General features: G+C 30.6%; 21 protein-coding genes, 1 riboswitch and 1 other annotated feature. Of the genes, 11 read left to right on the forward strand and 10 right to left on the reverse strand.

Features of this window, described 5'->3' with window-relative positions; all coding sequences use genetic code 11:
- Positions 1–13: 13 nt before the first annotated feature.
- Positions 14–736, reverse strand: a complete 723-nt coding sequence (locus DMR38_RS07660; protein ID WP_127720729.1) for an SDR family NAD(P)-dependent oxidoreductase — start codon at positions 734–736, stop codon at positions 14–16.
- Between the two features lie 14 nt (positions 737–750).
- The gene (locus DMR38_RS07665; protein WP_127720730.1) at positions 751–1194 is read right to left on the reverse strand and encodes a MarR family winged helix-turn-helix transcriptional regulator; all 444 of its coding nucleotides are present in this window, start codon (positions 1192–1194) and stop codon (positions 751–753) included.
- Positions 1195–1369: 175 nt separating this feature from the next.
- Here DMR38_RS07665 and DMR38_RS07670 point away from each other — a divergent pair, with 175 nt between their 5' ends.
- Entirely contained in the window at positions 1370–2269 is a 900-nt protein-coding gene (locus DMR38_RS07670) for an NUDIX domain-containing protein (RefSeq protein WP_127720731.1), read from the forward strand.
- 161 nt (positions 2270–2430) lie between these two features.
- Here DMR38_RS07670 and DMR38_RS07675 read toward each other — a convergent pair whose 3' ends face one another.
- The gene (locus tag DMR38_RS07675; protein ID WP_127720638.1) at positions 2431–3804 is read right to left on the reverse strand and encodes an ISNCY family transposase; all 1374 of its coding nucleotides are present in this window, start codon (positions 3802–3804) and stop codon (positions 2431–2433) included.
- 546 nt (positions 3805–4350) lie between these two features.
- On the opposite strand from DMR38_RS07675, the gene DMR38_RS07680 reads away from it, so the two are divergent.
- From DMR38_RS07680 to DMR38_RS07690, 3 genes are all read left to right on the forward strand, one after another.
- Entirely contained in the window at positions 4351–6264 is a 1914-nt protein-coding gene (locus DMR38_RS07680) for an endonuclease MutS2 (protein WP_127720732.1), read from the forward strand.
- A gap of 219 nt (positions 6265–6483) precedes the next feature.
- The gene (locus tag DMR38_RS07685; protein WP_127720733.1) at positions 6484–7281 is read left to right on the forward strand and encodes a ribose-phosphate pyrophosphokinase; all 798 of its coding nucleotides are present in this window, start codon (positions 6484–6486) and stop codon (positions 7279–7281) included.
- An 18-nt stretch (positions 7282–7299) separates the two neighbouring features.
- On the forward strand, positions 7300–8769 hold the full coding sequence (locus DMR38_RS07690) for a nicotinate phosphoribosyltransferase (RefSeq protein WP_127720734.1): 1470 nt from the start codon (positions 7300–7302) through the stop codon (positions 8767–8769).
- A 147-nt stretch (positions 8770–8916) separates the two neighbouring features.
- Here DMR38_RS07690 and DMR38_RS07695 read toward each other — a convergent pair whose 3' ends face one another.
- From DMR38_RS07695 to DMR38_RS21750, 4 genes are all read right to left on the reverse strand, one after another.
- A complete protein-coding gene (locus tag DMR38_RS07695; protein WP_127720735.1) occupies positions 8917–9957 on the reverse strand; it encodes a M42 family metallopeptidase in 1041 nt (346 codons plus the stop codon).
- 89 nt (positions 9958–10046) lie between these two features.
- Complete coding sequence (locus tag DMR38_RS07700; RefSeq protein WP_127720736.1) at positions 10047–11231, reverse strand: ABC transporter permease; 1185 nt, start codon at positions 11229–11231, stop codon at positions 10047–10049.
- Positions 11221–11952: an ATP-binding cassette domain-containing protein gene (locus DMR38_RS07705; RefSeq protein ID WP_127720737.1), complete on the reverse strand. Its 732-nt coding sequence runs from the start codon at positions 11950–11952 to the stop codon at positions 11221–11223. Before DMR38_RS07705 ends, DMR38_RS07700 begins: the two co-directional genes overlap by 11 nt.
- 163 nt (positions 11953–12115) lie before the next feature.
- Positions 12116–12286, reverse strand: a complete 171-nt coding sequence (locus DMR38_RS21750; protein WP_175412944.1) for a hypothetical protein — start codon at positions 12284–12286, stop codon at positions 12116–12118.
- Between DMR38_RS21750 and DMR38_RS22235 the strand changes: the two genes are divergently transcribed.
- Positions 12274–12531, forward strand: a complete 258-nt coding sequence (locus DMR38_RS22235) for an ABC-2 transporter permease (RefSeq protein ID WP_243124579.1) — start codon at positions 12274–12276, stop codon at positions 12529–12531. The two genes, DMR38_RS21750 and DMR38_RS22235, sit on opposite strands and share 13 nt — an antisense overlap.
- A gap of 372 nt (positions 12532–12903) precedes the next feature.
- Here the strand turns inward: DMR38_RS22235 and DMR38_RS07715 are convergent, their stop codons facing one another.
- Positions 12904–13782 carry a DNRLRE domain-containing protein gene (locus DMR38_RS07715; protein WP_243124581.1) on the reverse strand — a complete coding sequence of 293 codons (879 nt, stop codon included), beginning with the start codon at positions 13780–13782 and terminating at the stop codon, positions 12904–12906.
- A gap of 512 nt (positions 13783–14294) precedes the next feature.
- Positions 14295–14567: a binding site (T-box leader), on the forward strand.
- 183 nt (positions 14568–14750) lie between these two features.
- Here DMR38_RS07715 and ilvA point away from each other — a divergent pair.
- Both ilvA and DMR38_RS07725 read left to right on the forward strand, forming a co-directional pair.
- The gene (gene ilvA / locus DMR38_RS07720; protein WP_127720738.1) at positions 14751–15962 is read left to right on the forward strand and encodes a threonine ammonia-lyase; all 1212 of its coding nucleotides are present in this window, start codon (positions 14751–14753) and stop codon (positions 15960–15962) included.
- A gap of 326 nt (positions 15963–16288) precedes the next feature.
- Positions 16289–16804, forward strand: a complete 516-nt coding sequence (locus DMR38_RS07725; protein WP_127720739.1) for a hypothetical protein — start codon at positions 16289–16291, stop codon at positions 16802–16804.
- Between the two features lie 147 nt (positions 16805–16951).
- Here the strand turns inward: DMR38_RS07725 and DMR38_RS07730 are convergent, their stop codons facing one another.
- Together DMR38_RS07730 and DMR38_RS07735 are read right to left on the reverse strand one after the other, a co-directional pair.
- A complete protein-coding gene (locus DMR38_RS07730; protein WP_127720740.1) occupies positions 16952–17524 on the reverse strand; it encodes a xanthine phosphoribosyltransferase in 573 nt (190 codons plus the stop codon).
- A gap of 21 nt (positions 17525–17545) precedes the next feature.
- Positions 17546–18862 carry a nucleobase:cation symporter-2 family protein gene (locus DMR38_RS07735; protein ID WP_127720741.1) on the reverse strand — a complete coding sequence of 439 codons (1317 nt, stop codon included), beginning with the start codon at positions 18860–18862 and terminating at the stop codon, positions 17546–17548.
- 346 nt (positions 18863–19208) lie between these two features.
- Positions 19209–19310, reverse strand: a riboswitch (purine riboswitch).
- A 350-nt stretch (positions 19311–19660) separates the two neighbouring features.
- Between DMR38_RS07735 and DMR38_RS07745 the strand changes: the two genes are divergently transcribed.
- The 4 genes from DMR38_RS07745 to DMR38_RS07760 all read left to right on the forward strand — a co-directional run bounded on the left by DMR38_RS07745 (position 19661) and on the right by DMR38_RS07760 (position 25843).
- Positions 19661–21559: an AAA family ATPase gene (locus DMR38_RS07745; RefSeq protein ID WP_127720742.1), complete on the forward strand. Its 1899-nt coding sequence runs from the start codon at positions 19661–19663 to the stop codon at positions 21557–21559.
- A gap of 143 nt (positions 21560–21702) precedes the next feature.
- A complete protein-coding gene (locus DMR38_RS07750) occupies positions 21703–22146 on the forward strand; it encodes a MarR family transcriptional regulator (RefSeq protein WP_127720743.1) in 444 nt (147 codons plus the stop codon).
- 45 nt (positions 22147–22191) lie between these two features.
- Positions 22192–23934: an ABC transporter ATP-binding protein gene (locus tag DMR38_RS07755; protein WP_127720744.1), complete on the forward strand. Its 1743-nt coding sequence runs from the start codon at positions 22192–22194 to the stop codon at positions 23932–23934.
- Positions 23921–25843, forward strand: a complete 1923-nt coding sequence (locus DMR38_RS07760; protein ID WP_175412945.1) for an ABC transporter ATP-binding protein — start codon at positions 23921–23923, stop codon at positions 25841–25843. The genes DMR38_RS07755 and DMR38_RS07760 overlap by 14 nt, the downstream gene beginning before the upstream one ends.
- The last annotated feature ends 302 nt before the right edge of the window (positions 25844–26145 follow it).

Here is a 26145-nt window from a genome sequence, read left to right on the forward strand (position 1 = left end):
CTGGAATATGATATCATTTTACTTTAAATCTTTCAGGAAGTATATTAATAAGCCAAGCTAAAATACGCCACCTTTTAGAAACATATATTTTTTCCTTCTTGTTTACTATAGCATCATATATTTGATTGGCTGCTTTATCAGCAGTAATTGCCCAGAAAACTTTTGATTTATCAGCATTTTTAGTCATTTCTGTATAAACCCATCCTGGCAGTACTTCTGTTACATATATATTTTTATTTGATTTAGTAAACAATATTCTTAGTCCTCTTAAATAACTTGAAACAAAAGCTTTTGATGCACAATATGCATTAGTTCTGTCACTATATATAAGTGCTGAGGTAGAAGAAATACCAACTATATGTCCATGATTTTGATGAATAAAGCATTGAGCAGCTACATTGACCATGGATGTAAAGCCTAATATATTTGTGTCTATAGTTTCTTTTTCCTTGTCCCAATTAAGTTCATAATTTGGCCTCACAACACCTGATGAGATAATAATTAAATCCAAACCTTCCATTTCCTTGATGAGTTCTTTTAAAAGTTCAGTGGCGTTATCAGTTTTACAAACGTCTATTCGTTTTATAAATGTTTTAGTTGGTATGGATTTTTGAAGTTCTATAAGGCGTTCTTCTCTTCTTCCGGCTAGTCCAACTATATAGCCATTTTCAGCTAGCTCTTTGGCAATTTCTTTTCCCATTCCAGATGTAGCACCTATGACGATAGCTTTTTTCATATACATCTCTCCAATCATTCTATTCCCTTATAGATTTTATCTAATAAATTAATTAGAGTATCTCTTTCACTATTTTCACTTAAGGAACCAAGTACCCTTTTCCATAATTCTTGTTCACAAGTTTCGTGCAGATCACTTATTTTAATGCCTTCCTTTGTTAATTCTAGTACATAAGAGCGTCTATTTTTTTTGCTTATAACTCGTTTAACTAAGTTACGTTTTTCAAGTCTGTCAACTATACTAGTAAGAGTACTTCCGGGTAAATCTAGATACTTACTAATTTCTTTTAAAACAGCATCGGGATATTTATTAGCTACTTTTAATACACTTAGTTCACTGCTTGTTATACCATTAGGAAACATTGTATCTATATCGCCATGTAATTGTACCAAACGTTTATATATTTTGTGCATAATAGTATCAAATTTTTGATATTGTTCTTCACTTATCTTATCCATAATTCAATCATTTCCTTTCGAAATATTACGTCATAGAATTAATACGATATCGAAATAATAACATGTTTGATAAAATGTGTCAAGCATATCGTTGACAATAAAAAATTTTAAGTATATTATGTTAATAATAAGGTGATAATATCATAAAAATTAAAAGTAAACTCGGAGTGATAATATGAAATATGTGGATATTAAAAATAAACAAGGATTAACTGAAGAAGAGTTTTTAAAGCAATATGATGATAGTATATATGAAAAACCATCTCTTACTGTAGATATGTTGATTTTTACAGTAATGAACGAAAAAAAAGAAAATTACAGGAAGCTTCCAGAAAAATCTTTAAAGATTCTTTTAGTAAAGAGAGGAGATCATCCATGCATTGGGAAATGGGCACTTCCTGGTGGATTTGTAGGTATTAATGAAAGCTTAGATGAAGCAGCTTTACGTGTATTAAGAGCAGAAACTAATATTGATGATATTTATATGGAACAGTTATATACCTGGGGAGAAGTTGATAGAGATCCTAGAACTAGGGTAATAAGTTCTTCTTATATGGCACTTGTGGACAGCAGTTCATTAAGCATTAAAGCTGGCAGTGATGAAGAAGATGCAGCATGGTTTAATGTCAGTTACAATTTGCTTCAGGAGAAAAAGGAAGCAGTGGAAAAAGGGTATATTTACGAACAGATAGTACAAATAAAACTTTGGAATGAAAATGAGGAATTGTCTGCCAAGATAAAAATTATAGAAAATCCAGACGGTAAAGTAAGTAGAGAAATTATGGAATCTACAGGTATTGCTTTTGATCATGGTAAGTTTATTGAATATGCTATTAGCAGGTTAAGAAATAAAATTGAATATACAAGTTTAGCCTTTAATCTTATGCCAGAATTATTTACGTTAACTGAACTTCAGCAGGTTTATGAGGTTATACAAGGAAAAGAACTTTTAGCAGCTGCATTTAGAAGAAAAGTTGCAAATATGGTTATTGAAACGAATCAGTTTACAAAGGATGCTGGGCATAGACCTTCAAAATTATTTAGATATAATTCAGGTTGGAAAAGAAATATGTAAAAAATAAATTAGTGTCAACTAATTTTGAAAATGTCCCAAAAAGTTTTAATTATTAGCACCAGCAATAGCTGGTGCTTTGTTACGCTTATAACATTATTTTTAGGTATAGCAAACACATCCATCAACTTAAAGTTTTTTAAGTAAAAGGGCTTTTTAGTTCTTTAAGCTATGTTTTCTTTTTGTCTATGAGCCTGCTTATTGCAATAATGTTCAAATGAAGCCTGCTTCCATGGGTGACTCATCGGCGGTATATAGTGTTTCTTTGGAGTTTTTGAGGTCTTCGCAAGATCAAAATTTTTTGATGAAGGAACATGATCCGGAAGCAATTCAAGTGCATAAACTTTTTCGTTTGCACAAAAATATAGATCATTGTTAAATGCCTTTATTACTATACCGCAGGTACCTTTATGGTAATATACTGGGTGACCATTAGCATCTACTGGAAGATAATATCCTTTATTGTATTTTACACAACTCCCATTGTCTACTTTCCTACTAGCAAGTACACCAAGAATTAAATTGATTTTCTCAATATCAGGTTGCGTTTCGAATACAGATTTGATATTATCAACAGGTAAAGCAAATCGAGCATTGAATTTTTTTATGTAGGAGTTTAAAAATTCATTTGCCTGCTCAATCGTGCTTATACCAGCTAAACGCAATTCGATAGGAAGTCGTGATTGCAGTGTTTGAAACATTCGTTCCACACGCCCCTTGGCTTGTGGAATGCTGCTGGTTTTAATCTCAATTCCTAACTGCTTGCAGGCATAACCGAATTGGGTAAAAGTGTCCTCTTCGATAGAAGGGGATTTCTTTTGTTTATACTCAAAAACTGTACGCCTATCGGTGTAAAACATATAAGGAATACCATAGGTTTTCAATATTTGCTCAAGTACATGGTAATATCCATTTAGCGTTTCTTGAACATCGAAATAAGCACCTACAATAGCACCTGTGGCATCATCTACAGCTATATGAAGCTGACTTTTTTCTCCACCAAACCAAGGATGAAGAGAAGCATCCATCTGAAGCATTTCTCCAAAGTAGGCACATCTCGGACGCCTAGGATGAGCATCTTCGATAGCAAGAATAGAACTTTGAATAACACTAGCCTGCTTTTTTGACTTTGTAGATTTTTGCATATCTTTAAGTTTAGTGTATAGAGCCTTCTTAGAAGAACGTTTTGCCTTAGGAGACAGGATGAATTCCTGCAAAAGGATGGAACGTATAGTGTTTGATGAAACTTTGATTCCTTCAAATTCTTTTAAGAGTTCTGAAAAATGAGTTAAATTGGTGCCTTCATATTTTGTTCGATATAAGTCAACAATAGTCTGTTTTGTAGAATTATCTAAAGCATGGACAGGTTTTTTACCACGATTTCCATGTATAAAAAAGGCTTTTCCCTGCTCTTTATACCCTTTAATCATTCTGTTAATGTGCCTAACAGTACAGTTAATCTGTACAGCAGCTCTTTGCTTGTTACCATTGCTCTCTACTAATTTCTTGATTATGTTATATTTTGCATTCTCATTCATTGTTAAAACTACCTTTCTGATTTTGTCCACCTCACTTCTTAGTCATGAGGTTTTATTATACTATAAACTTATTTATTTGGGACATAATCAAATGCGGTATACTAAGACATTATCACAATTCAATCATAAAAAGAAATATGTAAAAAATAAATTAGTTGACAATATACACATACATATAATATAATCAATAAAGATAGATTTCATTAAAATAAAAATAGAGAGGTATTTTATGAGCGTGGTAGTATCTAAATAGATTAAATTTTATATTTAAATAGATCTTTGAAAAAAGAGGTAGTTTTATACCTTTGTTTGTTATAGATTTATTTAAAGCAATCTATGGAGATACAAAGCTATAAAATACCGTTGTTATATTTACAGGATAGTTATTTAGGGCTATCTTAATGGTATGTATTTTAAGCTGTGGAAATGTCCACAGCTTTTTTTCGTGAAAATGATATTTAATAAGTATGATGTGTCAAAAGTGAAATCTATCCAAGATATTTGTATCTTCATAGAATATTAAATTCTATGTAAGGAGAAAAGGAAATGAATACAAACACTTTTGATAAATTGCAATATAATGACTTAAAGGAAATAGTAAAATCTTATTGTGTAAGTGGATTAGGAAAGAAGTTAATAGATAAGCTTAAGCCAAGTACAAATTTAAAGGTTATAGATAAAAGACTTAATGAAACCAGTGAAGGAAGAGCCTTATTAGATAGTTGCAGTTATATACCTTTAGAGGGAATATTCAATATAGATAATATTATAGATAATGTTGAAAAAGGTATAGTACTGGAACCTGAAAATTTAACTACTCTCTGCAATTTTTTAAGAGGATGCAGAAAAATTAAGAATTTTATGAAAGATAAAGAATTTTATGCTCCAACATTAAGTTCATATGGTAATTCAATTACAGAATTTGCGTTTATAGAAGAAGAGATTGAGCTTTCTATAAGGGGAAGCTTGGTGGATTCTAATGCTAGCAAAGAATTAAGAAAAATAAGAAGACTTATAGAAAATACGGAAAGTAAGATACAAGATAAATTAGAAAAGTTTTTAAAGAATAGTAGTAATAAAAACTATATACAGGAATTTTTTATAAGCAAAAGAAATGGAAGATATACTATACCTATAAAAGTTGCATATAAGAATCAAGTTCCAGGCAATATAGTAGAAATTTCTTCTAAAGGTTCCACTATATTCATAGAGCCAAATAATATAAGTAAAAGTACAGAAGAATTAACAGCATTAAAAGCTGAAGAATCAATAGAAGAATATAAAATACTATCTACTTTAACAGCATTAGTATTTGATAATTTAAGAGAAATTAAACTTAATATGGAAGTTATTGAAGAATATGATATGATTTTTGCTAAGGCGAAATACAGTAAAGCTATTGATGGAATGAAGCCCCAAATTAATGATTATGGATATATAAATATCATAAAGGGAAAACATCCTTTGTTAAAAGGTAATGTAGTACCTTTAGATTTTAAGGTGGGTGATGATTATAGAACTTTAATAATAACAGGACCTAATGCAGGTGGAAAAACAGTAGTATTAAAAACAGTGGGAATTTTAACTTTAGCAGTTCAATCAGGATTTCATATTTCATCGGAAGAAGGAACAGAAATATCTGTATTTGAAAAAATATTTGTTGATATTGGAGACGACCAAAGTATAGAAAATGCACTAAGTACTTTTTCCTCTCATATAAAAAATTTAGCAGATATAATTAACAATAGCAATAAATCTACACTTATATTGTGCGATGAAATAGGAAGTGGAACAGAACCTAATGAAGGAGCAGGACTTGCTATAGCCATATTAGAGGAATTTTATCATAAAGGATGTATTACAGTAGCCACTACTCATTATGGTGAAATAAAGAATTTTTCAGAAGTTCACGAAGATTTTCAAAATGCGGCTATGCAGTTTGAAAGTGAAACATTAGAACCATTGTATAAATTAGTTATAGGTAAATCTGGAGAGAGCAATGCACTTTGGATATCTAAAAAAATGGGTATAAAAAATTCTGTACTTGAGAAAGCAGAAAGTTATATAAAAAATAAAGATTATAACTTTAAATTAGTTAAAGAGAGCAAAATTAGAAATAGAAAAGTTGAGGAAGAATTTGATGAACACAAAAACAATTACTACTATAAAATAGGAGATAGGGTATTTCTTATGGACTATGAAGATTTTGCTATTGTATACAAAGAAAAGGATAGGTTTAACAATGTTACTGTATTGTATAAAGAAAATTTTATAGAAATTAATGAAAAGAGAATTAGGCTAGAATTAAAAGCAGAAGACTTGTATCCTAAAGATTATGATCTAAATACTCTATTTGTAAGTTATAAAGATAGAAAGTTAGAAAGAGATATTACAAGGGGATCTAAAAAGGCTTTAAAAAAGATTCAAAAAGAAATAAAAAATCAATATCATAAGGAATAAAATCTTGCACCATATAAATATTAAAATTTATATGGTGCATATTTTATTCCGCTAAATTTAAAATATCTATTGACATATAAAGAAATAAGTTGTAATATCATATTAACAAATTGATATTAATTAAATGATAATATCAATTTGGCTGAAATAGTTTTATTTAAAAAGTATAAAATTTCGAGGAAAAGTAATTATATAAATTATGAAAAAGAGGTAATGAAAATGATTTATTTTAATGGAGACAAAGTAGAATTTAAAAAATTTCCCAATGGTGAGTCTATGGTACATAGTGAAAATTTGAATTTAAGAACAGGTATAAATGAAATTAAAGTAAAATTTGAAAATGATGAAGATATAACTCATTTAATATTTTTAAAAAGCCACTTAGATGAGCTAAAGGCAAAATGCAACTTAATGCTTCCATACATGCCTTACAGTAGAATGGATAGAACTGAAGGAATAATGATCTTTACTTTAAAGCATTTGTGCAAGCTAATCAATAGTTTAAACTTTGAAAGTGTTACAATTTATGAGCCACATTCAGATGTAGCTACTGCATTATTAGACAGGGTTAAGGTAGTGAATATGTCAAAAATTTTAGTTGAAGGTTTGTTAAAAGAATTGAGCAGCGAAGAGGAAGAAATATATTTAGTTTATCCCGATGCAGGTGCGGCAAAGAGGTATGGAAAAGATATAAATTATGCAAAGATTCTAACTGCAAACAAAGAACGAGATTTTAAAACAGGATTTATAAAGAAGTTAGAGATTAACGGTAGTGTGAAAAGTAAAAATTTTAAAGCTATTATAGTAGATGATTTATGTTCAAAGGGAGGTACATTTGTATTAACAGCTTCTAAATTAAAGAAAATGGGAGCAGATGAAATATACCTGGTAGTTACCCATCTTGAAGATACAGTTTTTCAAGGTGAATTATTAAAAAATGATTTAATAAAAGCTATATATACAACCAACAGTATTTTAAGTAAAGAACATGAAAAAATTAAGGTATATGAAATTTAAGAGAGAGGGTAATTTATAATGATAAATCCATTTTTGTTAACAGATTTTTATAAAACAATTCATCACAGGTGTTATGCAAAGGGAATGACTAAATTAGTGAGTTACTGGACTCCAAGAAAGTCTAGAAAAGAAGATATGAATAAGGTTGTTATGTTTGGACTTCAGCCTTTTATAAAGAAGTATTTAATCGAGTATTTTAATGAAAATTTCTTTAATAAGGATAAAGAAGCTGTGATTTCAGAATATAAAAGAATTATTTCTAGAACCATGGGAAATATGGCGGCTGACACAAAGCATATTGAAGCTCTTCATGATTTAGGGTATTTGCCAATACAAATTAAAGCTGTAGAAGAAGGGATAAGGGTAAATATTAAAACTCCAATGATTGAAATTAGCAATACTCACGATGACTTTGCATGGCTTGTAAACTATTTAGAAACACTTATGAGCTGTAATATATGGCAGGCAATGACTAGTGCTACTATTGCTTATAGATATAGAGAAATAGTTGAAAAGTATTTTAATCTGACTGTGGATAATGGAGAGGTGAGAAATGCCTGTGGAGATTTTAGTATGAGAGGTTTTAGTTCTGTAGAAAGTGCAGAGGTTAGTGGGGCAGCACATTTACTCTCATTTATAGGAACGGCAACGATACCTGCTATTAGTTTTTTAGAGAAATATTATAATTGCAATGTAGAAGAAGAATTAGTTGGAATTGGAACACCTTCTACAGAACACAGTGTAATGTGCAGCTATGGAGAAGATGAACTTACAGCATATAAAAGGCTTATAACTGAAGCATTTCCAAGTGGAATTTTGAGTATAGTATCAGACACTTATGATTACTGGAATGTTATAACAAATATACTTCCAAAGTTAAGGGATGACATTATAAATAGAGATGGAAAGATTGTTATCAGAGGAGACAGCGGAGATCCAGTAAAAATAATTTGTGGAGATAAGGATGCTTTAGTTGGCAGTAATGAATATAAGGGAACTGTTGAATTATTATGGGATATATTTGGTGGTGAGGTAAATTCAAAAGGTTATAAAGTTTTAAACAGTAAAATAGGTACGATTTATGGTGATAGTATAACTGTTCAAAGATGTGAACAGATTTGTAAGGAACTAGAGGAAAAAGGATTTGCAGTAAATAATTGCACCTTTGGTATAGGGTCATATACTTATCAATACAATACCAGAGATACTTTTGGATTTGCGTTAAAGGCTACTTATGCAGTAATAGATGGTAAAGAAAAGTTCATTTTTAAAGACCCTAAAACAGATAAGGATAATTTTAAAAAATCACAAAAGGGAATGTGCTATGTGTATAAAAATGGACAAGACATTTTATACAAGGATGAATTGACAATAGAAGAGCAGGCAAAATGTAAGGATAATTTATTACAAGTTGTGTTTAAGGATGGAAAATTGATAAAAGATTATTCGTTAAAAGAAATAAGAAATAGATTGTATGAAAGTTTTTAAGCAGAAGGATATATCTGACAGCTTAAGAATAGACAGGGAAATTGAATTAAAGCATGAATACAATAAACACAAAAGTACTTTGCCACCTAAGTATGAATTAAAATAAGTTATAAGCCGGGAAGTTAAGATCTCGGCTTATAAGATTGATTATGCTTCAGTAATATATTTTATAATAAGGTCAACTGTAGCTAACAATGCATCTACATGTGTTCTTTCATAGGCGTGAGATGCAAAAACACCAGGACCTATAAGGGCTGTTCTAACATCCCAACCAGCACGTAGTGCGGCAGAAGCATCTGAACCATAGTGAGGATATATGTCTAGCTTATATGAAATATTATTTTCCTTGCAGGTATGAACTAATTTTTTCCTAAGATCATAATCATAAGGACCAGAGGAATCTTTAGCACAAATACATACGCTATATTCTGATGAATTTTGATCGCAGCCAGGGGCTCCCATGTCAACAGCTATGAACTCTTTAGTTTTTTCAGGTAAAGCAGCACTAGAACCATGACCAACTTCTTCATAATTGCTTATATAGAAATTAGTTGTGTAAGGAAGTTTTATATTATTTTCATGAAGGTATTTAATTACATACATAAGAAGAGAAGCACTAGCCTTATCATCTAGATATCTACTTTTAATAAATTGTTTTTCAGTGATAGTTGTCCTTGTATCTATGCATATATAGTCTCCTACATCAATACCAAGAGCTGCAACATCATTTTTAGAAAATACTTTTTCATCTAGTATTACCTCCATGTTTTCAGGAATCCTCTTAAGACGATTGGCTTCATCACCACTTATATGGACAGAAGGTTTTGTAGTTTGAATAGTACCAGAATAACTTATGCCATCTAAAGTTTTTATAGTACAATTTTCACCTTCAAGTGTTGACATCATATATCCGCCAATAGGAACCATGGAAAGAGTGCCATTTTCTTTTATGCCTTTAACCATTGCACCTAATGTATCAACATGGGATGTAAAGGTCCTTTGATAATCGTCATTTATTCCAGTAAAAGATACAATAAGAGCACCTTTATTTGTAGTTTTATAAGGTATATTTATTTTGTTAAGTTCATCCTTTATATACTGCATTACTAACTCAGAATATCCTGTAGGACTTGGTATAGAAAGAATAGTTTTTAGAATATTTAAAATAGTATTTTTATCATAACACATAATTTTAATCCTCCAAGTGTAAAATATAGTTTAGTCTCTATAGCTATTTTATGATTATAATATAGTAAGAGTCAATTTTGCTTAGAAAATTATGATCTAAAAATAACACTTTCTTTATTGAACATATATCTTGCAAATGAGATTGCAGCAACTATATACACTATCATCCAGCCAAAGGTTATAGCTATATGTGCTGTATTGTGTATTCCAACTAAGAACTCTTTTGTAAGGCAAGAAGCATTGGCTATAGGTATACTAAAAAAATAAGTTTCTATACTTTTACCATCCTTCATCATTGTGGCATAAACCAATATGACAGCTATTATTGTAAAAGGGCTTAAATATGTTTGAGCTTCTTTTGATGATTTTGCATAAATACTTATGGACAGCCCTAAGGCACCAAAAACCATAGTTAGAAGTATAGGCAAAATCATTATCAAGGTAATGGTTTCTAGTCCTATATTGATGTCATTTGCACCTTGAAACATTCCATTTGTCTGATTCATTGAAATAAATAATCCTGCAAGGTTTGCCAGTGATACTATAATTCCCATTATGGTAATTGCAAGAAATTTCCCCCAAAGCAAGGACATTCTACTTGCTTTTGTGGTTAAAAGTGGTTCTAGAGTACCTCGTTCTTTTTCGCCAACACCTAAGTCCAAGGAGGGTGCTACTGTATTACCAACACTCCCGAGGATCAATAAAAGTGGTACCATTATGTTAAGCATTAATTTTCCAATACCACTTTCCTTTTTTTCTATAGTATCCTGGGCAATATTTATTGGAGTTAATATTTTAGAATCTATATTTCTTTTTTCCAATCTTTTAGAAACTATATTTTTTGAATATTTATCTATGTAAGAATTTAATATGTCAAAGGCCTCCATACTGTCATTACTGGAATTGTCATAAGTTAATGTGATTTTTTCATTCATATCTTTACTTATATTTTCATCAAAATCTTCTGGTATAGTTATTCCTGCTAAGATTTTACCATCTTTTACATCTTGTTTTATATTATTGGACTTAATTATTTTTACATTTTTTTGTGATTTTAAAAATACTCCTAAAGTACTATTTCTTTTATCAACCACAGATATTTTTAAATTGTTTTCTACATTTTTATGACTGGTACTGGTAGCTTTCCCTATAACAAATGAAAGTATAGGAAGAAGCAGCATGGGAATTAATATACTCATGAGGATTGTCTTTCTATCTCTAAACATATCTAAAAGTTCTTTTTTTAATACTATTAATACAACATTAGTTTTCAATTACATCACCTACTAACTGCATGAATATTTCTTCCATGTCATCATTATTGTACTTAGACTTTAAATTTTCGATTGTTCCTGTTTCTATAATTTTTCCTTTGTGAATTATTATAATTCTATCACAAAGCTTTTCTACTTCAGCCATACTGTGACTTGAAAATATGACAGCTTTATTGTCAATTTTACACTTTCTTATAAAATCATGTACTATTCTAGATGAACTGACATCAAGGCCTGATGTTGGTTCATCAAATAATACTACTGATGGATTATGTACGATAGACCTAGCTATAGAAACTTTTTGCTTCATTCCTCTTGAGAATTTACCTACTTTTCTATCCAAATAGTCTTCCATTTCAAGGTTTTTTGCTAAATATTTTATGCTCTTTTCGGTTTCGTCCCTTGACATTCCGTTGAGTTCTGCAAAGTATCTTATATTTTCTTTTCCAGTTAATCTATCATAAAGACCAACTTCTCCACCAAAAAGTATTCCTATTTCTCCTCTTACTTTTTCTGGATATTTATTTACATCATAATTGTTTATTAAAGCTGTTCCTGATGTAGGTTTCAGCATAGTTGCAAGCATTCTAAGTGTAGTTGTTTTACCTGCTCCATTTTCACCAAGAAGTCCTACTATTTCTCCGTTATTAACTTCAAAACTAATATTATCTACAGCTGAAATCTTTTTGAATATTTTAGTTAATGATTGAACTTTAATCAATGTGTTTCCTGCCTTTCTTTTTTATTTTAAGTTAACTTGTTTCTCAAATTATTATGCAATAATAAGAGAAAATTGTAAACTATAAGTTTTAAATATTCAAATATTTTTAGAAAAAAATTAGAAAAATAGATGTCAACTAATTTTGAAAATGTCCCAAAAAGTTTTAATTATTAGCACTAGCAATAGCACCTGAGGTATCATCTACAGCTATATGAAGCTGACTTTTTTCTCCACCAAACCAAGGATGAAGAGAAGCATCCATCTGAAGCATTTCTTCAAATATTCCAAGGAAACCGTGAAAATTGTGATGTATATTATATGATGGTCTTGCCAATTCGGAAAAGGGATATCGTAAAGGCGAGATTTTATCTAGTTGTTTGCATTGAACTGGTACAGGTCATTGTCTGCATTCCATTTGCTTTTATCCGGGATAAATTCATTCCGATGAATAATCAGGTTGGGATTGAAGCAAATGTTGCATTCATCGGCTTGTCATTTATCATGCTTGGTTTGTTCAATTTTATTTTACTTACACAATATTATAAGAACGGGTATAAAATCGGAGTGCCTTTTGTGTAGTCAACCACTATGATGGTTGTTTATATTGTGGTAGCAGAGGGCATGCTTCGTATCATTCCTTATATGCGAGATTATTGTGACAGTGTAAGCACCGAAAATCAGATCCCTGGTACTTCTTCCGGGTGTTATCCTATATACAGCAATAACCTTGTTGGCTTATAAAAGACCAGCTCACAGTTTTGATAAATTGGATCTTTGATGGTGAATCGTATTTTGAAAAATATTCTAATTATGAGCATAATGTGAAGTTAAAAGGAATAATTACCATCATTTATAAGCTCCCCCAACAATGTATTTTTATTATCTTTTAAATGATAATATTTTTACAAATGGGGGGCTTTATTTTTTTAGGATTCTCTTAGCTTGATGGTTCTATGGGGCGACATCTCTATAAGCACCGTAAATATTAGCACCTGTTACTAAATCACCTGCATTAAGTGCGGGTACTACAGGGATTGTATACGTCTTATTAATATTCATTGGTTTATCAGTCGAATTGATATATTCATCTGAAACATAATATTTATCAATGGTACCATTACTTCTTCTTACAACTAATTCTATTATTACTACAAATATGGAATCTTCTTCAATTGTTCCGGTTGCTATGACTTCGATTAGACTAGGATTTGGAGGAACTGGAGGAATAATAGGATTACAACTATTAATTATTTGTACTGATAGATGAAAATCATGATTGCAATTTAATTTGTTATTTTTAGTGTGTGTAGTATCATTGTGTTTATAAGTGATGCTTATAAAAGGAACTATCTGTTGTTTTTTTGCTAATACCGATCCAAAACTTGCTATAGCGTTGTTCCATATATTAGAAATCATTATACCCTTGTTTGATGAAGGATTTTTAATCCATGAAGAAACTATATGAGTTATATTTATAGCAACTGTTGATTTTGATGTCATTGGATAAAACCTAGTTCCGCTAAATTTATCCGCTAATGGAATTCTAGAATAAGTAGTGTATATGCTAAAATGGTCATATATTGGATATATTATAAACTCAACACTTTTATCATTATGAAAATTATCACATTTAAATAGTGTTAATTCAGCGTTGGTTACTATAATATTATTTGGTAATGAAGAAATATTGAAATAAAGTAAACTATGATACTCAAATTCGTCATCACATCCTACGATCATCTTGTAGTCTTGAATATTCCCATTTGGGATTTTATCAGTTAATGTGAGACTTTTACTTGCTTGAATCGTAAATGTATCCAAAGATATCACCTCCAATTTAAAATGATATAATAGGTGTAGAATAACATTTTCATGCTTTGGCCATCTACATATTATGACTGAACTATTTCAGTTCTTAATGATTTATAACTCGTTAACGTTACAATTTCACCTGTTGCTAATTTTGGGATAATTGCAAGGTTAATGGTATTATTAACAGCTAATGGGGTTGTACCTATTCAATTATTATAAACATAAACTTTTGTCTAATAAATATAGTATTTAGAATTTGTGAAATTGTTACAATGTTATCATTTAAAAGACAATAAAAATACATTCAGCTTAAGATGGAACTTTGCACTTTATGACACACATGCTGTTACTAAGGCTACTGAACATAGCAGAACAACTACGAATCAAAGGTATTTCAAATTATTATGCAATAATAAGAGAAAATTGTAAACTGTAAGTTTTAAATATTCAAATATTTTTAGAAAAAAATTAAAAAAATGGATTGACAATGCCGCAAAAAAATAATATACTTAACAACAAGTTAGTAATAAATACAAGCTTTGATGGAGAAAGAAATATTTAATGTTTAACTGAAGAGAGCCAGCGTTGGTGTAAGTTGGCGTTAACATAAATATGTAACTATCACTCCGGAGCTTCCAAGTAGAAAGGCTTTTGCCAAGTAAATGAGGACGTGTACCAGCGATATATGGTTAGGGTTCACGATGAATAGATGTTTTATTTAAGTTGACCTGAGTGGAGTGGTAATTAGTGTATCTAATTGCAATTGAGGTGGTACCGCGGAAAGTTAATCTTTCGTCCTTATAAGCATATTTAAAAGTATGTTTATAAGAACGAAAGATTTTTTTATTATATTACAAAATAATAATTTGAAAGGTGAGTGAATAGGGGGCTTTTACTTTATATTAGAAAATTTTTAGAATTGGGGCAAAGTTGAAGTACAGCAATAATATTATTATATCGAGTATAAGAGAGGAGATTTGAAGATTATGAAAGTAAATTTAACGTTAAAGGATGTATTAGAGGCTAGTAAAAGAATAGAAGGAATATGTGTAAAAACTAAATTAATATATAGTTCGGAATTTAGCAGAGAAAGTGGTAATGAGGTATATATAAAACCAGAAAACCTTCAAATTACTGGAGCATTTAAGTTAAGAGGTGCATCAAACAAAATTGTTAAACTAAGTGATGAGCAAAAAGCAAAGGGACTTATAGCTTCTTCTGCAGGAAATCATGCTCAAGGTGTAGCATACTCTGCACAAAAACTTGGAATTAAGGCAACAATTGTTATGCCTGAAACTACTCCACTTATAAAGGTCCAAGCTACTAAAAACTATGGTGCTGATGTAGTACTTAAAGGAAAAGTTTATGATGAGGCTTATGAAGAAGCTAAAAGACTAGAGAAAGAAAATGGGTATACTTTTGTTCATCCTTTTAATGATGTAGATGTAATGGCAGGCCAGGGAACTATAGCACTTGAGATAATAGAAGAACTAAAGGATGTAGATGCTATATTAGTACCAATAGGTGGAGGTGGATTAATAAGTGGAATAGCAGTAGCTGCTAAATCTATTAATCCTAATATAAAAGTAATAGGAGTTCAAGCTGAAGGTGCAAATCCTATGAAAGTTTCTTTTGATACAGGTAAACTCACTTATGCAGAGAAAGTTGATACTATCGCTGATGGTGCAGCAGTAAAGCAGCCTGGAGATCTTACTTTTGAAGTGATAAAGGAGTATGTAGATGAAATTGTTACAGTAAGTGATAAAGAACTTATGGAAGCTGTGTTTGTTGTTTTAGAAAAACATAAGCTTGTAGCAGAGGCAACAGGAGTAATGTCCTTAGCAGCGCTAAAAAGATTAAACTTTAAAGGAAAAAAGGTAGTTTCCCTAATAAGTGGAGGAAATATAGATGTAGTAACAATGGCATCTCTTTTAAATAATGGGTTATTTTCAAGAGGAAGGATATTCTGTTTCTCAGTTAAACTTAAGGACACTCCAGGACAACTTCTTAAAATATCTCAGATATTAGCAGAAAAAGGAGCTAATGTAATAAAATTGGATCACAATCAGTTCAAGGCTGTTGACAGATTGAAACATGTGGTTTTAGAAGTTACAGTAGAAACAAATGGGTATGAGCATATAGAATCTATAGTTAAGGCATTAAATGATGAAGGATATGATGTAGATAGAGTTTGTTAGGAAGAAAGCAAATTCTTTAAAAAGGCGGATAGTGTTAAAGCTATCCGCTTTATTTAAACATGATTAGATAATCTATTTGTGTGGTACTTCTCCATAATTCTTTATATGATTAGCTGAAGTTTTTACATATTTAAAAACAGTTTGATGTTTTTTATTGTCATACTCTTGAATATAATGATAGTAAATTATATTGTAAATAATTAGAAATTTTGAGATTATCAATATAAATAGTATAATAGAAGATAAGAGTATTTAATTTAAATTAAATATTCTAAAAGTACTTAATAACTAACCACCAAAAAAAGATATGAATAAGGAGAGATAGTATGGGCATTACAGTTAAAAATGTAATAAAAAAATTAAAGCCAGATGTATCTGAATTTGTTATGAAAGAGTTAGAAAAGCTGGACTCTAAGTGTTATTTACAAAGGCATGAATCTGATTATAGGTTTAATATACATCAAAAAGAAAACAAAAAGATAAATTTACCTACAAGTGGAGGGGAACCTTGTATGAGAGCTTATGTATATGGAAACCTTATGTTTACGGAAGATAATATTTATTTATCAAATAAATGTATAAGCAATTCAGAAGTATTAGAACATGATAGTTATAGGTCGATTTATGAAAACCAATATAATAAATTTGTGAAGCAATTAGAAGATAAGGACAATGAAGAAGACGCAAAAAAATTTAAAAGCGAAAATTTTATTAAAAAAGATGAAGATGATATGGAAGGAATAAAAATTACAGATGAGAATGTTGATGAAATAGTGAATAGCTTACTTAGTAATATGCCACCTTTTTCTGAAGAATACATTAAGATGTTTTCTGAGCTGTAGATAACTTTAATTCCTGTCAGATAATAAATTTGGAAGGAATCTAGTAATAAGTTGATTTTTATCTGGATATAAAAGAAAGATGAAAAATAAATGAAAGTTTTCATCTATTTTCCATCCAGGTTACAATAGAAACTCAAACAAATTTAATTAATCCATAAATTCAATAGTATCTTTTGCAAGCCTTTTTATTCTAGCAAGAGAATATACATGATATCCTTGTTTATCAAGGAGTTTACGGCCGGGTTGAAAGGACTTTTCAATAACAATTCCAATTCCCGCTACCTTTGCACCACACTGTTCAACCAGGCGTATAGTACCTTTTGAAGCTTCTCCATTAGCTAAAAAGTCATCAATTATAAGAATATTATCCTCATGGCATATGTATTTTTTTGATAAAGTAAGTTCATAATTAGAGTCCTTGGTAAATGAGTGAACTGTAGTTTGATATACATCTTCACTTAATATTTTGGATTCTTTCTTTTTTAATATTACCATAGGTAAATCCATCTGAAGAGCAGTCATAACAGCTGGGGCTATTCCTGAACTTTCAATAGTAAATATCTTTGTGATTCCCATATCTTTAAAATGTTCTGTAAAACTTTTTCCTATGGAATACATGAGTTTTGGATCAACTTTATGATTTAAAAATGAATCTACTTTTAATATTGATTCACTTAAGGCATGTCCTTCCTCTAAGATTTTTTTTCGTAATTCCTTCATAAATTAACACCTCGCGATTTTTTATTTTTCTTCTTTCAAAATAAGATTTAATATAAGTGCTGCAATAGTTCCTGTAGAGATACCAGATGAAAAAATCATCTTTAAACTTTCTGGAAGGTTTGATAAAATTTCAGGCCTAAAGGTAACTCCAAGACCCAAACCTATAGAAGTTGCTATTATGAGAAGGTTCCTATTATTTAATTTTACCTTACTTAAGGTTTGAATTCCAGCAGCAGCAACTGTTCCAAACATTACTATTCCAACACCACCAAGTACAACTTGAGGCATTGCGTTTATTATTGCAGCAAATTTAGGAAATAATCCAAGTATAATAAGTATTATTCCTGCAGTCATTGTGACAAATTTACTTGCAACTTTAGTAAGGGGAATCAATCCCACGTTTTGACTAAAAGAAGTGTTTGGCATAGCACCAAATATTCCAGCAATTGCACTTCCAATTCCATCAGAAAGTACACCATGTGAAATACTGATATCATCTTCTTTAATACCTGATATTTCGTTTATTGCTCTTAAATTTCCTACAGTACTTATGACAGAAACTAAATATGCCGGAATAAAGGGAAGTAGAACACTTGAATTAAAGGTGATACCATGTTGAAATATTTTTGGAAGTGTTACTATACTTGCTTTTGAAATAGATGAAAAATCTACCATACCAAGAGCAATACAAATTATGTAACCTGCTGCCATCCCAATTAAAATTGAGGCACTGCTTAAAAGCCCTTTGCCATAATGATTTAAAAGTAAAGTAATTAAGGTTACAGTTAACGCAATGCCTATATTTTTTAAACTCCCATAATTTTGAACTCCAGAACCTCCTGCCGCCCAATCTATTGAAACTGGCAGAAGTGTAAGTCCTATTAGGCATACAACTATTCCAGTTACAATTGGTGGGAAAAGCTTCATTATGTATTTAATAGAAAAGCTTAAAATAATTACAATAAGTGCTCCTAATATAGTGGCTCCAAATACGCCGGAAAGTCCAAATCTTTTTCCAACGGCTACAGCCGGGGCTACAAAAGTGATGTCTGTTCCCATAATACAAGCTACTCTTGCTCCAACTGGGCCAATACCCCTAGATTGTATGAAGGTAGCTATTCCAGCTACTAGAATTGCAGCACTTATTAGTGCCGTAGATGCATGGGAGTCGAGTTTTAGTGAAGATGAAATGATTATTGGGACTACAATAATTCCACCAAAAGCAGCAAAAATGTGCTGAAATCCTAATAAAATTTGAGATAATAATTTAGGTTTATCATAAACTCCATAAATTAATCCTATTTCAGATGCTTGTTCTTCTTGTCTTTTAGCTTCCATGATAGACTCCTTTTTGAAAATATAAAGTTTTAAGTACATAACTCAACTTTCACACATTAAAAACTTTGCGGCCTAAATGAATTCACAATTCACAGTTCACAATGCACAATTTCGGTAGATTTTTCTCCGCTGTGCTGCGAAAAATTTTAAATTTGAAGCTTATTGAAGCTTTGCTTCAATGGTGCTATATTTTAGATTTTCTAAAGTTTTAACGAAAGAAAATCATCCTTAATTGTGAACTGTGCATCGTGCATTGTGAATTAATTGCTTCGCAATTTTTTTAAACTGCGAAAGTTAAGAATATAAAAAATACCCCATAAAAAATGAGGTATATTTGAAAAATGTGTAAAATTTCAAATAACCTCGTAGTCTGCTTATTTAAGGTTAGCAGGTAGAAACTTTCGGACCATATTACCGAGTGTATACGAGTTATTGCTTATGTATGGTTAAAGTCACAAATAAGATTATAACACATTTCATATTAAAGTATAATGTAAAATATTCCATGGTATTAGAAGGCTAAATTATATAAATTTAATTTAATGTAATATAATTTTGATTAAAATGGAAGAATAAATTATAAAGCTGCTTTTTATCCGATGACTACCCGCACTAATACTCCCACTTTTTCAAGTGAGGGTAAAGAGCGGTTACGTCCCTGGATAACGATTTTTCCTAAAGGATAACGCCTTCTAAGTGCTGAAGCACTTAGAATCCTGTTAATAAGCATCAGATGGAGTTAAAACTCTATCTGATGTCAAGAACTCTGTTTATTATAAACTAAAAAGGGGAATTCCTATGAAAAAAAGCGTATTTTATAAATGGCTAAAAATAATAAAAAAATTGGATGATATGACTTGTAATGCTCAAATTTCAAATTGTATTATAATAGAAGAATCTTATGGAGATCTAGATGATTCTTATGTAAGGGATAAGTGTGAGTCTATTTTTTCTAAACTTTCTTATACTGAAAAAGAGGATGATGAAAATATAACTTCAAAAAATCTTTTTAATTCATTGAAATTATATGAGGAGTTTAAAGAAAACAAACTTCTTCAGGAAATAATGGATATGCCTGATATAGATCCGGATAAATACGATGGGTCCTATGAGCTTGTCAGGGAAACAGTAGAGTCCTTTTCAAGAACACCAATAGATGTTATAGATGTAAGTGATTTGGATATGCTATATTTTATGACTGTGGGTACCTGGAAAGTTAAGGTAAAATATAAAATCCAAAAAATAAAAAATAGTCATTTGCCTATAGAAGAAAAGAAAAGGCTAACAAAAATATTTAATTCTGTAATGGAGAGAGCTAGAAAACATGAATATGAAAATGTTGTAGGTGACTGGTCTGTAGGAATGTTTAGCACTGGATTTTACACATTCACTTCAAAATCAGATGAAGAGAGCGCTAGAAGATTTATATCTTTGTGTATAAAAATACATAAATCATATGATGAAAATGAAATCCTTCATATGGCTGAGGAAACCTTTAAAACTAGTATAAAAGGTATGCAAGCAGTGGAAGCTTCAGTTATTCTTCATTGCTTGAAGCCTTACATTTTCCCTATAATTAATACGGATACAATTGAAGATTACGTTTTGCTTGAAGAAAAAGGTATAATTTTTACAGATCCAAAAGAACTTACAAATTATGTTGAAAATACTAGGAAAATTAGAGAGTTTAGGGATGAAGAGTGTCTGTTTAGAAATTACAAAGTATTGGATATGAAATTACTAAGCATAGAGAGAATGAAAATAGATAAGTCCAAGTATACTGAAATTGTGCCAAATAGGGATGTTATTAATGAAGAAGATTTAGAAATACCTGCTTGTTCAAAATCTACGTATTCTAAAGAGGATTTCTTAAATGAAATATTTATGGAAGAAGGTCAGTATGATGTTATATATAATCTTTTAAGGCATAAAAAGAACATAATTCTAAAAGGTCCATCTGGTGTTGGTAAAACTTTTATAGCCCAAAAATTTGTTTATTCTATAATGGAACAAAGAGATGATGCAAGGGTTAAGATGATTCAGTTTCATGAGGGATATTCTTACGAAAATTTTGTCATAGGTTATAGACCAGAAAAGAATGGGTTTAGTCTTAAATACGGCATATTTTATCGTTTTTGCAAGCAAGCCCAAAATGATTCCAGACGGCCCTATTACTTTATAATTGATGAAATAGACAGGGGAAATCTGAGTAAGATTTTTGGGGAAGCTATCATGCTTGTTGAGGCTGATAAGAGGGGAGAAAATTATGCTATATCTCTACCTTATATTGAAAACTTATTTTATATACCAAGAAATGTTTATATTATAGGCACTATGAGTGCACGTAAAGGCAGCAGCAGAGTGTTTGATTGTGGTCTTAGAAGACGTTTTGCTTTTATTGAAATTGAACCTGCATTTAGTAATTTAAATTTTAGAAGATATATAGAAAATAAGAATGAAGAATTGGCAGACAGTATTATTGAAAAGTTTATAAAACTTAATGAAGATATTGAAAATGATCCTTCCTTAGGTGGGGATTTTCGTATAGGGCACAGCTATTTTTGTACGCCGAAGAATACATTAAGCAAAGAGGAATATAAAAGTATTATTCAATATGAAATTTTACCTCAGATTGCCGAATATTGGACTAATGAACCTTACAGAATAAAAAAGTGGATAAAAGAACTTATAAAGTAATATAGGGACTATGAAGAAAGATTTTTAATCTAAACTTCATAGTTTTTATATTTTGCGAAAAATTATTGACATAATGTATAATTAAAATTATAATAGTTAGAAACCTTACAATTAGAAATCTAACAAATAGCGGAGGTATGAAAATGAAGAATAAAACAGAAATGTACATTGGAAGAAAGATTAGTATACTTTCTAGGAGAATTCATAGAAGAATAGATAAAGAGGCATCACAGTATGGTATAACTGCTGTTCAAGCTAGAATACTCGGTTTTATATATTGTAATTCCAATAAAAAAGATATATTTCAAAGGGATATAGAAGAAGAACTTGATATTAGACGTTCCTCAGTAACCAGTGTACTCCAGCTAATGGAAAAAAACGGATACATTAGAAGGGTAAGTGTTTCTGAAGATGCAAGACTTAAGAAGATAATAATAACAGAAAAAGGTTTGGAAATTCAAAAAAAGGTATATGATTTCATTCTTGAAATGGAAGAATCTTTAAAGGATGAATTAAGTGATGAGGAGACAGACATATTAGTGGATTTACTTGACAGATTGTCTGAAAAAATTGGGGATGGAATATAGATTCCTGATAGTAGTTAGAAACCTAACAAGGGGAGGAACAAGGGTATGATAAGAAAGATATCAAGTTATATAGGTGAATTTAAAAGAGATTCTATTATAACACCTATATTTGTTGCTTTAGAAGCCATAATGGAGACGATTATTCCAATGTTGATGGCATTGATAATTGATAATGGTGTGGGAAAAGGAGATATAAAATATGTATGTATTGTTGGGACTATAATGCTTATGGTGTCATTTGTGTCACTTACCTGTGGTGCATTATCAGGAAAATATGCGGCTAAAGCATCTACTGGTTTTGCTAGAAACCTGCGAAGAGCAATGTACTATAATATTCAGAACTTTTCTTTTTCTAATATAGATAAATATTCTACAGCTGGTCTTATAACTAGATTGACTACAGACATAACAAACGTTCAAAATGCATTTCAAATGATAATAAGAATGCTTGTTAGAGCACCGTTTATGCTAATTTTTGCTATGGCAATGAGTTTTTATATAAATGCAAAGTTAGCACTTGTATTCTTGGGTGCCATAATTTTTTTGGGAATTATATTGTATATTATAATGACTAGAGTACATCCATATTTTGTGGAAGTTTTTAAAAAATACGATGATTTGAATGCTGGTGTACAAGAAAATTTAACTGCCATAAGGACTGTAAAAGCTTATGTAAGAGAAGAGCATGAAAAAAGCAAGTTTTATAAAGCGTCTGAAACTTTGTATAAGTACTTTATAAGGGCTGAGAAATTAATAATAATTAATGCTCCTGCAATGCAGTTTGCAGTGTATACGTGTATTTTGCTTTTGTCGTGGCTTGGAGCAAAAATGATTGTTTCAAAATCCATGACAACGGGAGAACTTATGAGCCTATTTACTTATACTGTTAATATATTAATGAGTCTTATGATTATTTCAATGGTATTTGTAATGGTAATTATGGCCAAGTCATCTGCTGAAAGAATTGTTGAGGTTTTGAACGAAAAAAGTGATTTAGCAGATCCAGAGGAACCAATTTTTAAAGTAAAAGATGGCTCAATATTCTTTAACAAAGTTGGTTTTAGTTATAATAAAAATATGGACAATCTAGTTTTGGAAAATGTAAACTTGAAAATTAATTCGGGTGAAACAATAGGTATTATAGGAGGAACAGGAAGTGGAAAATCTACTTTAGTTCAACTTATTCCAAGACTATATGATACTACATGTGGAACTGTTGAAGTTGGTGGAGTTGATGTTAGAAAATATGACATAGAGACTCTTAGGGATGAAGTTTCAATGGTGCTGCAAAAGAATGTACTGTTTTCCGGGACAATAAATCAAAATTTGAAATGGGGAAATAAAAATGCTTCTGATGAAGAAATAGTTGCTGCATGTAGACAAGCTCAAGCTGATGAATTTATAGAAAAGTTTCCTGATAAGTATGATACTTTTATTGAAGAGGGTGGTTCGAATGTATCAGGTGGGCAAAAACAAAGATTATGCATTGCAAGGGCTCTGCTAAAAAAACCAAAAATATTAATTTTAGATGATTCTACTAGTGCAGTAGATACTAAAACTGATGCTCTTATTAGAAAAGCATTTGTAGAAGCAATACCAGATACTACAAAAATTATTATTGCACAGCGTGTCTCTTCAGTTCAGGATGCAGATAGAATTATTGTATTAAATGATGGAAAAATAGATGGCTTTGGAACTCATGAGGAGTTACTAAAGACAAATGAGATATACCATGAAGTTTATGAATCTCAAGTGAAAGGGGACGATGATGACAATGGGTCAAAATAATAATATTAAACCCAGGCAAATGGGCAGACATCGTGGATATGTAAAGCCTAGCAAAAATTCTTTAAAAACATTAAAAAGATTATTAGCTTATGTTATTAAGGAATATAAGTTTTTATTCCTTATTGTATTAGTAGGTATTACCATAAGTTCTCTTGCTAATGTTGTTGGTACATTATTTTTGAGAAACTTAATTGACGATTATATAACACCTCTTTTACAAAGATCAAATCCTAATTTTGGACCGCTTTTAAAAATGATAACTACTATGGCAGTAATTTATTATGTTGGAGTTGTGTCAACATATGTATACAGTCGTGTGATGATTATAATTTCCGAAGGATCTCTTAAAAGAATAAGAGATGACATATTTTCTCATATGGAAAGCCTATCTATTAGTTTCTTTGATACACATTCTCATGGAAATTTGATGAGTATTTATACAAACGATACAGATACTTTAAGGCAGATGATTAGTCAGAGTATTCCACAGATATTAGCAGCAATTATTACTGTTGTCAGTACTTTTATCTCAATGGTATATTTAAGTTTTCCACTGGCTATAGTTGAAATTTTAATTGTAATTTTAATGATTTATGTTATCAAAAATATTGGGGGAAAAAGTGGAAAGTATTTCGGACTTCAACAAAAAGATTTAGGTATGGTAAATGGATATATAGAAGAAATGATAAATGGCCAGAAGGTTGTTAAAGTCTTTTGTCATGAAGAAGATGCAAAAATTGATTTTGATAAGTTGAATAACGAGCTTTATCACAGTTCAAATAATGCAAATAAGTATGCCAATATTTTAATGCCTATTATGGGTAACATTGGTTATATCAATTATGTATTTGTTGCTATTTTTGGTTCTATTTTAGCTATTAGTGGATTTGGCGGATTTACTCTTGGAGGAATTGCAGCGTTTTTACAATTGACGAGAACATTTAGTGCTACAATTAATCAAATGTCTCAGCAGTTTAATTTTGTTATAATGGCACTAGCAGGAGCTGAACGTATATTCAGACTTCTTGATGAAAAGCCAGAAGCGGATGAAGGCTATGTATCCTTGGTTAATGCAAAAGAAAATGAAAAAGGAGAATTAGTAGAAACTGAAAAACATACAGGAATTTGGGCATGGAAACATCCCCATCATGACGGCACGCTTACTTATACGAAACTTCTTGGAGAGGTAGTATTTGATGATGTGGATTTTGGATATACTGATGAGAAAGTTATACTGCATAATATAAAGCTTTATGCAAAACCGGGACAAAAAGTAGCCTTTGTAGGTGCTACGGGTGCAGGAAAGACTACTATTACTAATTTAATTAACCGTTTCTATGATATTCAGGATGGGAAAATTAGATATGATGGCATTAATATTAACAAAATCAAGAAGGATGATTTAAGAAGATCTCTTGGAATTGTACTGCAGGATCCTCATCTGTTTACAGGAACAGTTGCAGATAACATTAGGTATGGAAAATTAGATGCATCACAGGAAGAAGTAATTGCAGCATCAAAGCTTGCAAATGCAGATGGATTTATAAAACATTTACCAAATGGATATGATACTGTTATTACTGGAGATGGTGGAAACCTGTCACAAGGACAAAGGCAGCTATTAACTATTGCTAGAGCTGCTATTGCAGATCCACCGGTTTTAATACTTGATGAAGCTACATCCAGCATTGATACAAGAACAGAAGCTATTGTTCAAGAGGGAATGGATAAGCTTATGAAAGGAAGGACGGTATTTGTAATTGCTCACAGGCTTTCAACGGTTAAAAACTCAGATGTAATTATGGTGCTGGAACAAGGCAGAATCATTGAAAGAGGAAGTCACCATGATTTGATTGAGCAAAGAGGGAAATATTATCAGTTGTATACAGGAGCCTTTGAACTGTCATAATTTTTAAACAAAGAGTAAATTTATATTGTGTATGTTTTTTATAATCTTCAGCTCGTTAAATATTTTGATAAGACTAATCAAAATATTTAACGAACTTTACTTATACACTTCTGAAGGAAATAGTAATTTACTTGCAAAATATAATAGGAGTTGATGAATAAAATTATACTAGATTTGCTGGTAGATTTGGATTTATTTGTAGTAAAAAGTAAATATATTGCAAGTTAATTCATAAAAGTATATAATTACTTCTATGATATATTTAAATATAAAAATTTCATGAAGTTAAATAAATGATATGG

The organism is Clostridium sp. AWRP, from assembly GCF_004006395.2.
In the GTDB taxonomy this organism is placed as follows: Bacteria; Bacillota; Clostridia; order Clostridiales; family Clostridiaceae; genus Clostridium_B.